15 protein-coding genes are annotated in these 12,667 nt (G+C 60.1%); 7 read left to right on the top strand and 8 right to left on the bottom strand.

Features of this window, described 5'->3' with window-relative positions; genetic code table 11:
- Positions 1–26: 26 nt before the first annotated feature.
- Positions 27–1,061 (bottom strand): type IVa pilus ATPase TapT, encoded by a 1,035-nt coding sequence (gene tapT, locus AB5Y82_RS08700; protein WP_005340354.1) that lies wholly within the window; start codon positions 1,059–1,061, stop codon positions 27–29.
- Positions 1,062–1,100: 39 nt separating this feature from the next.
- Here tapT and AB5Y82_RS08695 point away from each other — a divergent pair, with 39 nt between their 5' ends.
- From AB5Y82_RS08695 to AB5Y82_RS08675, 5 genes are all read left to right on the top strand, one after another.
- Positions 1,101–1,802 carry a YggS family pyridoxal phosphate-dependent enzyme gene (locus tag AB5Y82_RS08695; RefSeq protein WP_159142991.1) on the top strand — a complete coding sequence of 234 codons (702 nt, stop codon included), beginning with the start codon at positions 1,101–1,103 and terminating at the stop codon, positions 1,800–1,802.
- Positions 1,803–1,944: 142 nt separating this feature from the next.
- Complete coding sequence (gene proC / locus AB5Y82_RS08690) at positions 1,945–2,769, top strand: pyrroline-5-carboxylate reductase (RefSeq protein WP_111901076.1); 825 nt, start codon at positions 1,945–1,947, stop codon at positions 2,767–2,769.
- An 11-nt stretch (positions 2,770–2,780) separates the two neighbouring features.
- Positions 2,781–3,332: a YggT family protein gene (locus AB5Y82_RS08685; RefSeq protein WP_005340343.1), complete on the top strand. Its 552-nt coding sequence runs from the start codon at positions 2,781–2,783 to the stop codon at positions 3,330–3,332.
- Entirely contained in the window at positions 3,332–3,634 is a 303-nt protein-coding gene (yggU, locus tag AB5Y82_RS08680) for a DUF167 family protein YggU (RefSeq protein WP_159142990.1), read from the top strand. The genes AB5Y82_RS08685 and yggU overlap by 1 nt, the downstream gene beginning before the upstream one ends.
- A 43-nt stretch (positions 3,635–3,677) precedes the next feature.
- Positions 3,678–4,097 (top strand): DUF4426 domain-containing protein, encoded by a 420-nt coding sequence (locus AB5Y82_RS08675; protein ID WP_368173879.1) that lies wholly within the window; start codon positions 3,678–3,680, stop codon positions 4,095–4,097.
- Between the two features lie 101 nt (positions 4,098–4,198).
- On the opposite strand, the gene AB5Y82_RS08670 is transcribed toward AB5Y82_RS08675, so the two are convergent.
- The 7 genes from AB5Y82_RS08670 to AB5Y82_RS08640 all read right to left on the bottom strand — a co-directional run bounded on the left by AB5Y82_RS08670 (position 4,199) and on the right by AB5Y82_RS08640 (position 11,626).
- Positions 4,199–5,395 carry a NupC/NupG family nucleoside CNT transporter gene (locus AB5Y82_RS08670; protein WP_005348874.1) on the bottom strand — a complete coding sequence of 399 codons (1,197 nt, stop codon included), beginning with the start codon at positions 5,393–5,395 and terminating at the stop codon, positions 4,199–4,201.
- Positions 5,396–5,577: 182 nt separating this feature from the next.
- Entirely contained in the window at positions 5,578–6,513 is a 936-nt protein-coding gene (locus AB5Y82_RS08665; protein WP_005340335.1) for a LysR family transcriptional regulator, read from the bottom strand.
- Positions 6,514–6,595: 82 nt separating this feature from the next.
- Positions 6,596–7,132, bottom strand: coding sequence for a glutathione peroxidase (locus AB5Y82_RS08660; RefSeq protein WP_005340333.1), 537 nt, complete (start codon positions 7,130–7,132; stop codon positions 6,596–6,598).
- A 58-nt stretch (positions 7,133–7,190) separates the two neighbouring features.
- Positions 7,191–7,754 carry an NnrU family protein gene (locus tag AB5Y82_RS08655; protein WP_042084306.1) on the bottom strand — a complete coding sequence of 188 codons (564 nt, stop codon included), beginning with the start codon at positions 7,752–7,754 and terminating at the stop codon, positions 7,191–7,193.
- 232 nt (positions 7,755–7,986) lie between these two features.
- On the bottom strand, positions 7,987–9,120 hold the full coding sequence (locus tag AB5Y82_RS08650) for a glycerate kinase (RefSeq protein ID WP_159142988.1): 1,134 nt from the start codon (positions 9,118–9,120) through the stop codon (positions 7,987–7,989).
- 9 nt (positions 9,121–9,129) lie between these two features.
- A complete protein-coding gene (locus tag AB5Y82_RS08645) occupies positions 9,130–10,392 on the bottom strand; it encodes a GntP family permease (protein WP_159142987.1) in 1,263 nt (420 codons plus the stop codon).
- A gap of 118 nt (positions 10,393–10,510) precedes the next feature.
- The gene (locus tag AB5Y82_RS08640; protein ID WP_368173878.1) at positions 10,511–11,626 is read right to left on the bottom strand and encodes a sugar diacid recognition domain-containing protein; all 1,116 of its coding nucleotides are present in this window, start codon (positions 11,624–11,626) and stop codon (positions 10,511–10,513) included.
- 209 nt (positions 11,627–11,835) lie between these two features.
- Between AB5Y82_RS08640 and AB5Y82_RS08635 the strand changes: the two genes are divergently transcribed.
- A complete protein-coding gene (locus tag AB5Y82_RS08635; protein ID WP_031227767.1) occupies positions 11,836–12,210 on the top strand; it encodes a YacL family protein in 375 nt (124 codons plus the stop codon).
- A 53-nt stretch (positions 12,211–12,263) separates the two neighbouring features.
- Positions 12,264–12,560: a hypothetical protein gene (locus AB5Y82_RS08630; RefSeq protein WP_005340323.1), complete on the top strand. Its 297-nt coding sequence runs from the start codon at positions 12,264–12,266 to the stop codon at positions 12,558–12,560.
- Positions 12,561–12,667: the final 107 nt, after the last annotated feature.

Raw genomic sequence — 12,667 nt, 5'->3', positions numbered from 1 at the left:
TCTATCCCTCCCTGGGTGCGAGTCGCTTAAATGCTGTTGGGATCAACGGCCTTGGCCTTGGCATCGAGGGATGCTACTACGCCACGACTCACCAGCTGCTTGAGGCTCTGATCCATGGTCTGCATGCCGTGGGTCATCCCGGTCTGGATCACCGAGTAAAGCTGGGCAATCTTGTCCTCCCGAATGAGGTTACGCACCGCCGGAATGCCCATCATGATCTCGTGAGCCGCCACCCGGCCACCGCCAATGCGCTTGAGCAGGGTCTGGGAGATAACTGCCCGCAGGGATTCGGAGAGCATGGAGCGCACCATGTCCTTCTCCGCACCGGGGAAGACGTCGATGATACGGTCGATGGTCTTGGCCGCCGACGAGGTGTGCAGGGTGCCAAACACCAGATGGCCAGTTTCGGCGGCGGTCATGGCCAGACGAATGGTCTCAAGGTCGCGCATCTCGCCCACCAGAATGATGTCCGGGTCTTCCCGCAATGCCGAGCGCAGAGCGTTGCTGAAGCTCTTGGTATCCCTGTGCACTTCCCGCTGGTTCACCAGACAGCGCTTGTTCTCGTGGACGAATTCGATGGGATCCTCGATGGTGAGGATGTGGTGATGGAAGTTCTCGTTGATGTAGTTGACCATGGCCGCCAAAGTGGTCGACTTACCCGAGCCGGTCGGGCCGGTCACCAACACCAGACCCCGCGGGAACTCGGCAATCTTGCGGAAGATCTCCGGCGCATCGAGATCTTCGAGGCTCAGCACCGTGCTGGGGATGGTACGAAATACCGCGCCAGAACCGCGCGCCTGCTGGAAGGCGTTAACCCGGAAACGGGCCAGATTGGGTACCTCGAACGAGAAGTCGACCTCGAAGTTCTCCTCCAGCTCCTTGCGCTGGTGATCGTTCATGATGTCATAAATGAGGGCATGCACTTCCCGGTGTTCCAGGGCGGGCAAATTGATCTTGCGAACCTCACCATCAACCCTGATCATCGGGGGAACCCCAGCCGAGAGGTGTAGATCCGAGGCTTTATGCTTTACACTGAAAGCCAATAACTCTGTGATATCCATAGACTTGTCATTCTCCCATCACAAGATCACTAACGAAATATGAACCAGATTGCCCAGCACCTGTTTCAGGTAAAGGAACGTATTGCCCAGGCCGCCGAACGGGCGAGCCGCAACCTGCAGCAGATCCGCCTGCTGGCCGTGAGCAAGACCAAACCTGTCGAGGCCATCATGGCCGCCCATGCCGCTGGTCAGCGCTGCTTTGGCGAATCCTACGCCCAGGAAGCGGCGAGCAAGATCGATACCTTGCGCCAGCAGCCGGAATATAGCGACATAGAGTGGCACTTTATCGGCCCTTTGCAATCGAACAAATCCAAACTGGTCGCCGAACGGTTCGACTGGGTGCAGAGCGTGGATCGGGACAAGTTGATCGACCGCCTCAACAACCAGCGTCCCGCCAGCATGGCACCGCTAAATGTTTGTCTGCAAATCAATATTAGCGGAGAGAGCAGCAAATCCGGAACGTCGGAACAAGAGATTTTCCGCCTTGCCGAGCTGGTCTCCCACTGTGACCGACTGGTGCTGCGGGGACTGATGGCCATTCCCGAACACACCAGTGACGAGAGCGTACTGGCCGCCCAAATGACCCGTATGCAGACTCTGTTCACCGAGCTTGCGCGACAATACCCCACGGTGGATACCCTCTCGATGGGCATGACCGAGGATCTTGAACTGGCGATCGCCCATGGCAGCACCATGGTGCGGGTCGGCACCGCCATCTTCGGCGCCCGTGACTACTCATAGGCAAGGCCAGCGGATAACCAATACGTCCGCCTCTTGCCGCGACTTCATCAACAGGAGCGTTTGATGGAACACCGAATTCTGGCGTCTGGTGGTGCAGGCAGCACCCACCCCGCCGCGACCCCATGTGCAACAGGAGCATCTGATGCAGCATAGAACGCTGGCCTTTATCGGCGCGGGCAACATGAGCCGAAGCATCATCGCCGGACTGGTCAAGGCGGGTTATCCCGCTGGGCAAATCACTGCTGCCAACCCCAGTCTACCCAAGCTGGAAGCGCTGGCGAGCGAACATGGCATTCGCATCACCCAGAGTAATGCCGAGGCGGCCCGCGACGCAGAGGTGATCGTGCTGGCGGTCAAACCGCAGCTGATGGCCGGCATGCTGTCAGCACTGGTTGAAGAGTTGGGCTCCCTTGAGAGCAAGCTGCTCATATCCATCGCGGCCGGTATCAAGGTGGCGCGCCTTGGCGAGATGGCCGGTGGCCATGACCGCATCATCCGCACTATGCCCAATACCCCTGCCCTGCTGGGTCTGGGCATGACCGGCCTCTATGCACCCGAACATATTGCCGCCACGGATCGCGACTTTGCCGAGCTGATGATGCAGGCGGTTGGCAAGACCCTCTGGGTGGAGCAGGAGTCCGGCATCAACGGCGTCATCGCCGCAGCGGGCAGTGCTCCGGCCTACTTCTTCCTCTTCATGCAGGCGATCGCCGAAGAGGCGGAGGCGATGGGTTTCTCGCCCGATCAGGCACGCCTGCTGGTGCAGCAGACCGCGCTGGGCGCAGCCGCCATGGTGGAGCAAAACCCGGAGCTGGCGCTGCAGACCCTGCGTGAGCAGGTGACCAGCAAGGGCGGCACCACAGCCGAAGCCATCAAGACATTCCAGCAACAGGGGCTGATGCCGCTGACTGCGCAAGCCATGCAGGCGGCCGTTGCTCGTGCCACCGAAATGGAAACCCTCTTCTAACAGGAGCCCAGATGAACACTGCTTACTTTCTGATTAACACCGTTTTCGATCTCTACCTGATGGTGATCCTGCTGCGCGTCTGGCTGCAGTGGGCCCGTGCCGACTTCTACAACCCGATGAGCCAGATGGTGGTCAAGCTGACCAATCCGCTGGTGATCCCGCTGCGCCGCGTTATCCCGGGCTTTGGCGGCATCGATCTCGCTTCCGTGGTGCTGGCGCTGGCTGTCGCCTTCCTCAAGCTGGCCCTGCTCAAGAGCATGAACGTACTGCTGGCGGACTGGCTCAGCATCAGCCTGTTTGCCGCGCTGACCGTGCTGAAGAAAGCGGGCTCGATGATCTTCTGGGTACTGCTGATCCGCGCCATCCTGAGCTGGGTCAGCCAGGGCCGCAACCCCATCGAATACGTGATGCATCAGCTGACCGAGCCGTTCCTCGCCCCTATCCGCCGCGTACTGCCGGCACTGGGCGGACTGGATCTCTCGGTGCTGGTCGCCTTTATCGGCCTGCAAGCCATCAACTACCTGCTGGGTGACCTGTTCGGCCAGCTGTGGTGGATGATTTGATGCCAGCCGTCCTGCAACAAGGAGATGAACTGTTACTGCATCTGGTGATCCAGCCCAAGGCGAGTCGGGATCAGATCATCGGATTGCATGGCGAAGAGCTGAAAGTGGCCATCACGGCGCCGCCCGTCGATGGCCAGGCCAACAGCCATCTGATCAAGTTTCTGGCCAAGCAGTTCAAGGTGGCCAAGGGCCAGGTAACCATAGTGCGGGGCGAACTGGGGCGGCACAAAACCGTCGCCATCGACAGCCCCAAACTGTTGCCGCAAGAAGTGAGTGCGCTGCTGAATGACACGCAAGGCTGAATGAATCGGCCTGCGCCAACCGTAGATATGAGAGGGATGACAGATGAAAACAGCCTGGATGAGTGGCCTGCTGGCACTGCTGATGACCCTGCCGCTCAAGGCAGAACAGATGAAGGAGCTGGGGCCCTGGTTGGTGCACTACAACGCCTTCAACTCCAGCTTCCTCATACCGGAGGTCGCCAAGGCGTATGGACTTGAGCGCAGCCGCTACAACGCCATCATCAATATCGCGGTACAGGACAAGCAGAAAGTGGCGCAGGCCGTGGGGATCACCGGTGAGGCCAAGAACCTGACCGGCACCATCCGCACCCTGAACTTTCAGGAGGTAAAAGAGGGCGACGCCATCTACTATCTGGCGACCCTCCCCTACCGCAACGAAGATACCTATCAGTTCACCCTCAAGATCATGGGCGGTGGGCAGCAACAGAACCTCAGCTTCCAGCAGACCTTCTACGTCGACTGAGCACCAACAAGAAGCCCCGACCAAAGCCGGGGCTTCATTTTATCCATATGACAAGGGCGCCATCAGGGCGCCCTTGTTACATCTATTCCGTACCGCCGCGGTTACAGGGCGAGGAACAGACCGGCCAGACAGGCGCTCATCAGGTTCGCCAGCACGCCGGAGAGAATGGCGCGCATGCCGTAACGGGCGATGAAGGATTTGCGCTCCGGCACCATGGAGCCCAGACCGCCGATCAGGATCGCCATGGAGGAGATGTTGGCAAAGCCGCACAGGGCGAAGGTCACGATGGCCTTGCTCGACTCGCTCAGGGTCTGATCCTGCACCAGACCGATAAAGGCGACGAACTCGTTGACCACGATCTTGGTACCGATCAGAGCGCCAGCAGCTTGTGCCTGATCCCAGGGCACACCGATCAGCCAGGAGACGGGGGCAAACAGCCAGCCCAGAATGATCTGGAAGCTCAGATCCAGCCCTACCAGACCGCCAGCCCAGCCGAGCAGGCCATTGAGCATGGCGATCACACCAACGAAGGCCAGCAGGGTGGCACCGACCGCCACCGCAATATTGAGGCCAGACATGGCACCATCGGCCGCCGCTTCAATCACGTTGGTGGCGCGGGGGATCTCTACATCCTGATGGTGATCTACCTCTTCAGCTCCCGGCGGCACCAGGATTTTGGCCATCGCCAGACCGGCAGGGGCCGACATGAAGGCTGCCGCGATCAGGTATTTCAGCTCAACCCCGAGGCTGGCATAGCCCACCAGGGTGCCACCGGCGACGGAGGCGAGACCACAGCTCATCACAGCGAAGAACTGGGAATCGGACATCTTGGAGAGGTAGGGTTTGACCACCAGCGGCGCTTCCACCATGCCGACGAAGATGTTGGCAGTGGCGGAGAGGCTCTCGGCACGGCCGGTGCCCAGCAATTTCTGCAAGCCACCACCCAGCAGGGCGATCACCCGCGGCATGATGCCGATGTGGTAGAGGATGGCGATCACCGCAGAGAAGAAGATGATGACCGGCAACACGTTGAAGGCAAAGATGAAGCCCAGCTTGAACTTGGCCAGATCACCGAACAGGAAGGCGATCCCCTCCTGACCATAACCGATCACGCTGCTTACGCTCTCGCTGACCCCGTTCAGCACATGCTGACCGGCAGGCAACCAGAGCACCAGACCGGCAAACATGATTTGCAGGCAGAGGGCAAGGCCAACTGTTCGCAACGGGATACGACGACGATTATCAGAGCAGATGACGGCAAGCGCCAGGATACTCAGGATGCCGAGCAGGGCAATCATAGGGACTCCATCAGGTGGGGCAAAAGATGGGCGCGGATTCTGCGCCTCTCACCCCGTCACTGCAAGTCCGCTTGGTTACAACCCTGTTAGAAAAAACGTTTGCACGATATCGGTTGCGCCAACTGGCTGATTTGGTTCGATTTTAGTATCAGGAGAAATCGAGAGTTCTTATATGGAAACAATCATTCCTCACCGCCGGACAATTTACCCCCGAGCCAGGGGGCCAGTCGCTGCTCCCAATAGGGTTCAGGGCCAAAGCGGGCCTTGAGGAAATCGATGAAGAGACGGATCTTGGGATCCAGATGTTCGCGACGGGCATAAACGGCATGTACCGCCATCTGCTGGTTCGGTCGCCACCCTGGCAGCACAGGGATCAGCTTGCCGCTCTGTAACTCCTTGTCCAGCAAGTAGTTGGCAATATAGGCAATACCGAGCCCGGCCAGCGCCGCATCCCGCACCGCCTCCGCCATATCCACCCGATAGTTGCCCGCCACCTGCACCGTCTGACGCTCCTTGCCCTGGCGAAACGACCACTGGTGATAGCGCCGCTCCCGACTCTGGTAAGTGATGCAGTTGTGCTGGGCCAGATCCTTGGGATGAAGCGGCGTGCCGTGGCTCAGCAGGTAATCCGGCGAAGCCGCCACCACGAAGCCAATGTCGGCCAGCCGCTGTCCCACCAGCCCTTCCGGCTTGTCCTCATAGGTGGTGAGCCAGAGATCCAGCCCCTCATCCACCAGATTGGTTCTGTGGTCAAACAGCGAGACCTCCAGCTCCAGCTCGGGATAGCGATCCTGAAACGCCTTGAGATGAGGAATGACGTGCAGACGACCAAATGATTGGCCCACCCCGAGATGGAGCACGCCGCTCACCTTGCCGCGCCGCTCGGCGATCATGGAGTCCGCCTCCTGCGCCACCGCCACCAGCGCATGACAATGACGGGCATACTCCTGACCCAGCTCGGTCAGGACGAAGCGGCGGGTGGTGCGCTGGACCAGCTGGGCGCCAAGGGTGGTCTCCAGCAGCGCCAGCTGCTTGCTGATATGGGATTTGGAGACCCCGAGACGACGGGCGGCGGCAGAGATCCCCTGCTCGCGCACCAGCGCATCGAAGATCACCATTTGAGGAAGACGTTGCAGCACAAGATAACCGGATTGAGTGGCGGGAGCCCATTATTCCAGAGCCGCCCGCCAAGGGGTAGGGTCAGAGCCCCAGCGCCCGGGTGATCTGCAGTTTGAGGGGGTCGTCAGCCGGATTCTGGTTGGCTCCGTAGCTGGCGATCAGCTTGCCATCGCGCCCCACCAGATACTTGTGGAAGTTCCAGTTCGGCTCATCCCCGTCAGCGGCCGCCGCCAGCCCCTTGAACAACGGCACTGCATCGGAGCCCCGCACCGCTACCCGATTGAACATCGGGAAGGTGACGCCATAGTCGCGGCGGCATACCTCAGCGGTCTTGGTCTCGTTGCCCGCCTCCTGCCAGAAATCGTTGGAGGGGAAGCCCAGAATAATCAGCCCCTTATCCTTGTAGCTTTGGTAGAGCTTCTCCAGATCGCGGAACTGGCCGCTGTAGCCGCAGTAGGAGGCGGTATTGACCACCAGCACCACCTTGCCCTCGGTCAGCTGACAGAGGTTATGGCGCTGAGAGTTGTTTAGCTCCCGCATCTCCACATTGAAATAATCGGGGCACGCCGCAGAGGCCGCGCCAGCCCCCAATAACAGCAACAGAGTGAACCATTTCATCGCCAAGACTCCTTTTGTTCTGTCCATCATACGCGGTTACCAGAGCCGCAGTTCACTCTCAATGCAATGGAATGCCAGTCAGCCAGCCGTGGCCCCAGAACACCAGCAGCGCGGTGGCAGCCAGGCCCGCCCCGACGCTGATGCCGGTGCCCGTCCAGTTGGCCGCAGGACGGGGATATCGCTGCCAGTCCCGCACCGAAATCCAGACCATGCTCACCAGCGCCCAGAGCCCGATGCCGCCAAACAACACCAGAGATCGCGCCTCGCTGTTGACCAGCAGATGAGCCACCGCCCAGAGCAGGGTACCGAGCAGTTGGGGATGCACCAGCCAGCGGCGCAGATGGTTGGGCCCCTGGCCGGAGAAAAAGAGGATCAGCGCAAAGGGCATCATCACCGTCATGGTCATCGGCCCCCACTCCGGCAGGAAGTAGAGCGGCAGCGAGCTGGCCGAGCGCCAACCGGCGATGATGCAGGCAATGGCGACAAACACCAGCAGGGAGAAAAGCCCCTTGTAGCGATTCTCACCCAGCCGCTCGCGTAGCCGCGCCCGATGGGCAACCGCAAAACAGGGGTAGAGATGGATCAGGGTAAACAGCGCAACCCCCAGGGTCAGCAGGAACATGAGTCTCTCCTTGTACTTGGTACGACCACTATGCCGTAAAGGGAGATGTGCGCCTATCAAAACCGCGCTGCCTCATGGAGTCAAAAGTGTGGCAAGACAAAGGAGCAGAAAGAAAAGAGCCGATCACGATGGATCGGCAAATAAGTGCCAGGGCAGTCAGACATCTCGCGGGATGGGAGATGCCCCAAACGGGGATATTGAGTGGCCGATGGCGCCCATCGGCCGAACCGGATCAACCCTTGAGTTGATAGAGTGCCGCGACGTTGCGCGCAGTCAGCTGAATGTTGGTGCTGGCGGTCTCCAGTGCTTCCGGCAGAGACATGGCACGGTTGACCACGGCGAACACCGCATCCAGCCCGTGCTCGTGCACCACACCGCAATCATCGGTCAGACAGCCGGAGATACCAATCACCGGCTTGCCGAACTGCTTGGCGCAGCGTGCGACACCGATTGGCGTCTTGCCGTGGATGGTCTGGCTGTCGATGCGACCTTCACCGGTAATGACCAGATCCGCATCGGCCACTTCATCAGCCAGTTTCAGGGCTTCGATGACGATCTGGATACCGGGCTTGAGCTCGGCACCAAGCAGACCGACCAGCGCGGCCCCCATACCACCGGCAGCGCCCGCCCCCGGAATATCCTTCACCTGCTTGCCAAGGGCCTGCTCGATGCAGTCGGCATAACGGGAAAGGTTGGCATCGAGCTGCTGCACCATCTCCGGAGTCGCTCCCTTCTGCGGGCCAAACACCGCGGAGGCGCCTTTCGGGCCGCAGAGCGGGTTGTTCACATCGCACGCCACCTCGATAACCAGGTCGCTCAAGCGCGGATCCAGACTACTCAGATCGATGGTCGCGAGCTCAGCGAGACCGGCGCCACCCAGCTCGATGGCTGAGCCATCGGCTTTGAGCAGCTTGCCGCCTAGCGCCCGGATCATGCCGGCACCGCCGTCATTGGTGGCGCTGCCGCCGATACCGAGGATAAGGTGCTTCACCCCCATCTCCAGCGCGGCCAGGATCAGCTCGCCGGTGCCGAAGCTGGAGGTGAGCAGCGGATTGCGCTGCTCGGGAGCGACCAGATGGATGCCGGAAGCGGCGGCCATCTCGATGACGGCACGCTCGCCATCACCCAGCAGACCGACGAAGCCCTGCACCTTGTTGCCAAGGGGGGCGGTCACTTCGACCGGCAGGATGCGGCCACCGGTGGCATCCACCAGCGATTGCACCGTGCCTTCACCGCCATCGGCCATCGGCAATTTGACGTAGGTGGCGTTCGGCAGTACCTGCTTGAAACCGGCCTCGATGGCATCAGCCACCGCCATGGCGCTCAGACTCTCCTTGAATGAATCGGGGGCAATAACAATTTTCATATCAATTCCTTAGGCGAGGCCAAACACGCCAAACATCAGGGTGGAGACAGTGGCAATGGTCAGACCGACTGCAGTTTCGTAAGGGATAAGTTTCAGGCGCTCACCTACCCCCATGTGGACGCTACCACCGGTGGCATGGAAAAAAGAGCCGTGGGGCATGTGGTCAAACACGGTGGCACCGGCATGGATCATCGCCGCTCCGGCCAGACTGCTGATGCCAAGTTCAATCAGGGTGGAGCTGAATACGTTGGAGGCCACCACGGTACCGGCGGTGGTCGAGGCAGTCGCCAGCGACATCAGGGCACCGGAGATGGGCGCCAGCAGGTAAGAAGGCAGACCGGAGGCGGTCAGGCCGCTGATCAGCACATCTTTCAGGCCGGAGTTGGCGATGATGCCTGCCAGGGTACCGGTACCCAGCAGCATGATGGCGACCGGCGCCATACGAGCGAGGCCGGAGACCGCAAACTGGTTCACCTTGTTGAATTTACCCATCATCAGGGCGCCGACCAGACCACCGAGGGGCAGTGCAATCAGCGGATCCACCACGATACCGGCGACCGGGCGCAGGGCCAGCAGCAGGATGGCGACCAGCGGCGCACTGATGGCGGCGGCAAAGCCTGGCAACTTGGCACCGGCAAAGCTCACCACTTCATCAGCAGCAACCTTGCTGCCCTTGTTGTTCAGCCGCTTGGCGAGCCAGTAGGCCATCACCAGACCGAACAGACCCGGAATGATGCCCGCCGCCATCACTGAGGTGAGGGGCAGATGGAAGGCATCAGCCGCGGCAATGGCGTTGGGGTTGGGGGACATGACGTTACCCGCCTTGCCGCCGCCGATCATCGCCAGCAGGATGGCCGCCTTGGAGAGGTCGGCACGGTGGGCGATGGCCAGCGCAATGGGCGCCACCGTGATGACGGCCACATCCACGAATACGCCGACCGCAGTCAGGATCAGAGTCGCCAGCGCCAGCGCCAGCAGGGCGCGGGTTTCACCGAGTTTCTTGACGATGGTCTCGGCGATAGTGGAGGCAGCACCCGATTCGATCAGCACGCCCGCCAGTACACCGGCCGCCAGGATCCGCATCACAGCTGTGGTGATCCCCTGGGCGCCGCCGATCATCAGGGCGACGGTCTGGGTCAGATCGGCACCGCCAATCAAGCCACCGGCCAGGGCACCCACGATCATGCCGTAAGCGGGCGGCACCTTCTTCAAAATGAGGATGATGGCGATGGAAAGCGCAGCGATGGCGCCAAGGGCAGTAACCGGGATCATGACGGACACCTTCAATGGGAGTGAATGGCCGCCATTATGGAGATCTGCAATCAGAATTCTTTGGCCAAATGGCCAAATATCGCATCATTAAATAGGATTTATTTGTCTATTTTAACAATCACAAGTCGAGATTAAGACCGAGATAGAGCAAAAATTTGTCGTCTAACTTGTTGAAATTCAATCCAGTTATCTGCTCTATCCGCCCCAGCCGATAGCGCAGGGTATTGGGGTGAATGAACAGGGCTTCGGCACAGCGATGCAGATCACAATCCTGCAAGAAATAGTGGCGCAGGGTCTTCTGCAGCACCCCCTTGCCATCTTCCCGGGCCAGTTTCTGCAGCGGTGTGCGCAGCTGATCCGCCTGCCAGGAGTCCGCCAGACTGCCCAGCAGCACTGGCAAACGGTAGTCCTCAAAGAAGTAGACCTGTTTGCGCGGCGCCTGCCGCATGCCACGGCGCAGGGTATCTCGCGCCGTCTGGTAAGAGCGCGCCAGCCCGTCGATCCCGGCGAAGTAATCGCCCACCGCGATATGCACCTTGAAGTGGGGAATGCGGGCCAGCAACTGCTTGATCCGGCTACGCTCCTGCGCCGATTGCCAGACGCCATCACTCAATTGCGCCGGTTTGAGCACCACTATCTCGTCGAGCCCGTTGATGGCGACCAGATTGTCCCGCTCCGGATTTTCCAGCTGATGAACCAGCTCCCGCAGACGCGCCGGATCCGCCTCCTCCAGGGCCAGCACGGCCACCACCCTAGGCTGGGCCAAATCCAGTCCGAGAAAACGGGCCGCCTGCTGCAATTGATCGACTCGCCCCTCACCACGAATGAGCTGCAACACCAGCTCCTCCTTGTGGCGCTTGTCCCACTGCAACTGCTCGGTGAGCGCCGCCTGCTCCAGGATCAGCTCTGCCGTCATTCGCACCAGCTCGGCGTAAGCACGAACTTCCTCCGGATCGCCGGAGATGCCGATCACTCCGATCAGCTCCCCCTGATAGGAGATGGGTAAATTGATGCCGGGTCGCACCCCTTTGAGCTGCAGGGCTGTCGCTTCGCTGATCTCCACCACCCTGTTTTCGGTCAGCGCCAGCACGGCCCCTTCGTGGCGCTGATGGATCCGCTCCGGATTGCCGGACGCAATGATGAGGCCATGTTCGTCCATCACGTTGACCGAGAACGACAGGATCTTCATCGCCCGTGCGACGATCTGGCGGGCAAGGTTATCGTTTAGCTGCATAACATCTCCGGACAAGGGGCTGATCTGGCTACGTCACCACGAGGCGATTCAGAGCACATGGGCGCAAAGATGCCACATCATCAAGACAAGCGAGAGGGGGATCGCTAGAATAGGCCACTTTACCCGATGTGTGCCCCGCCATGGAGCAGGAATTGCGTGCTTGCACCCGCCTGCCCGTGATGGCCCATCCCTCCGATCTGGACTGTGCTATGGATTATGAATTTCGCCGCGACCCGTTTGGTGGCTATCGCGCCCGGTTCTCCATGGGCCATGAAGCCATCGGTCAGTGGCTGATCGACGAGGTTGGCAAGGATGAAGAGAAGCTCGACGAGCTATTCTCCATCATTGATCAGCTCTCCAACCGCACCCGAGTCGAATATCGGCTCAACGGCGGTGACTACTCCCTGCTGCTGACCCATGAAGAGGCGGAGGTGAAAGCCAACGCCCTCAATATCGAGCTGGGTGAGGATCTAGACGATCTCGCCTACTACGATGATGAACAGCTGGCCATGTGCGGGCTGGAAGATTTTGCCCAGGTGCTCGGCTCCTGGCGCGCCTTTATCCGTAACGAGGATATGGGCTGATTGACCCAATGTCGGGCAAACGTGCCCTTTTGCCTAACTCAACAGGATTGACTATGTCTATTTACGATTTTGATGACGAACTGCCGGAAGACGAAGAACAGGAATCCACCAAGAAAGCGGCTGCACCTGCCAAGAAGAAAGGCAAGCAGGTGATGAACACCCAGGTCAACCTGAGCCCGCGCGATGCCAGCCGTCTGAACGGCATGCACGTTGAAGCGATCGCCACGCTGGACGATGTCAGCCTGCCGAAGAACGTCATCTTCAAGGCTGGCCTGATCGCCCTGGGCGAACTGGAAGCCAGCAAGCGCGCCGATATCATCGCCCGCGTGATCGCAGAATCAGGCCGCTAATCGCCCCTGAAGTGTCTAGTCCTGAAATAGGTTTACACATTTTCGGCTAGCTTTGCTCCACTCAGAACCCCCTATGTACCGCATCGGGGGTTCTGTATTTCAACGCA

The organism is Aeromonas sp. s13, assembly GCF_040907905.1.
GTDB classification, from domain to species: Bacteria; Pseudomonadota; Gammaproteobacteria; order Enterobacterales; family Aeromonadaceae; genus Aeromonas; species Aeromonas veronii.
This window is presented reverse-complemented; position numbering and strand designations above follow the sequence as displayed.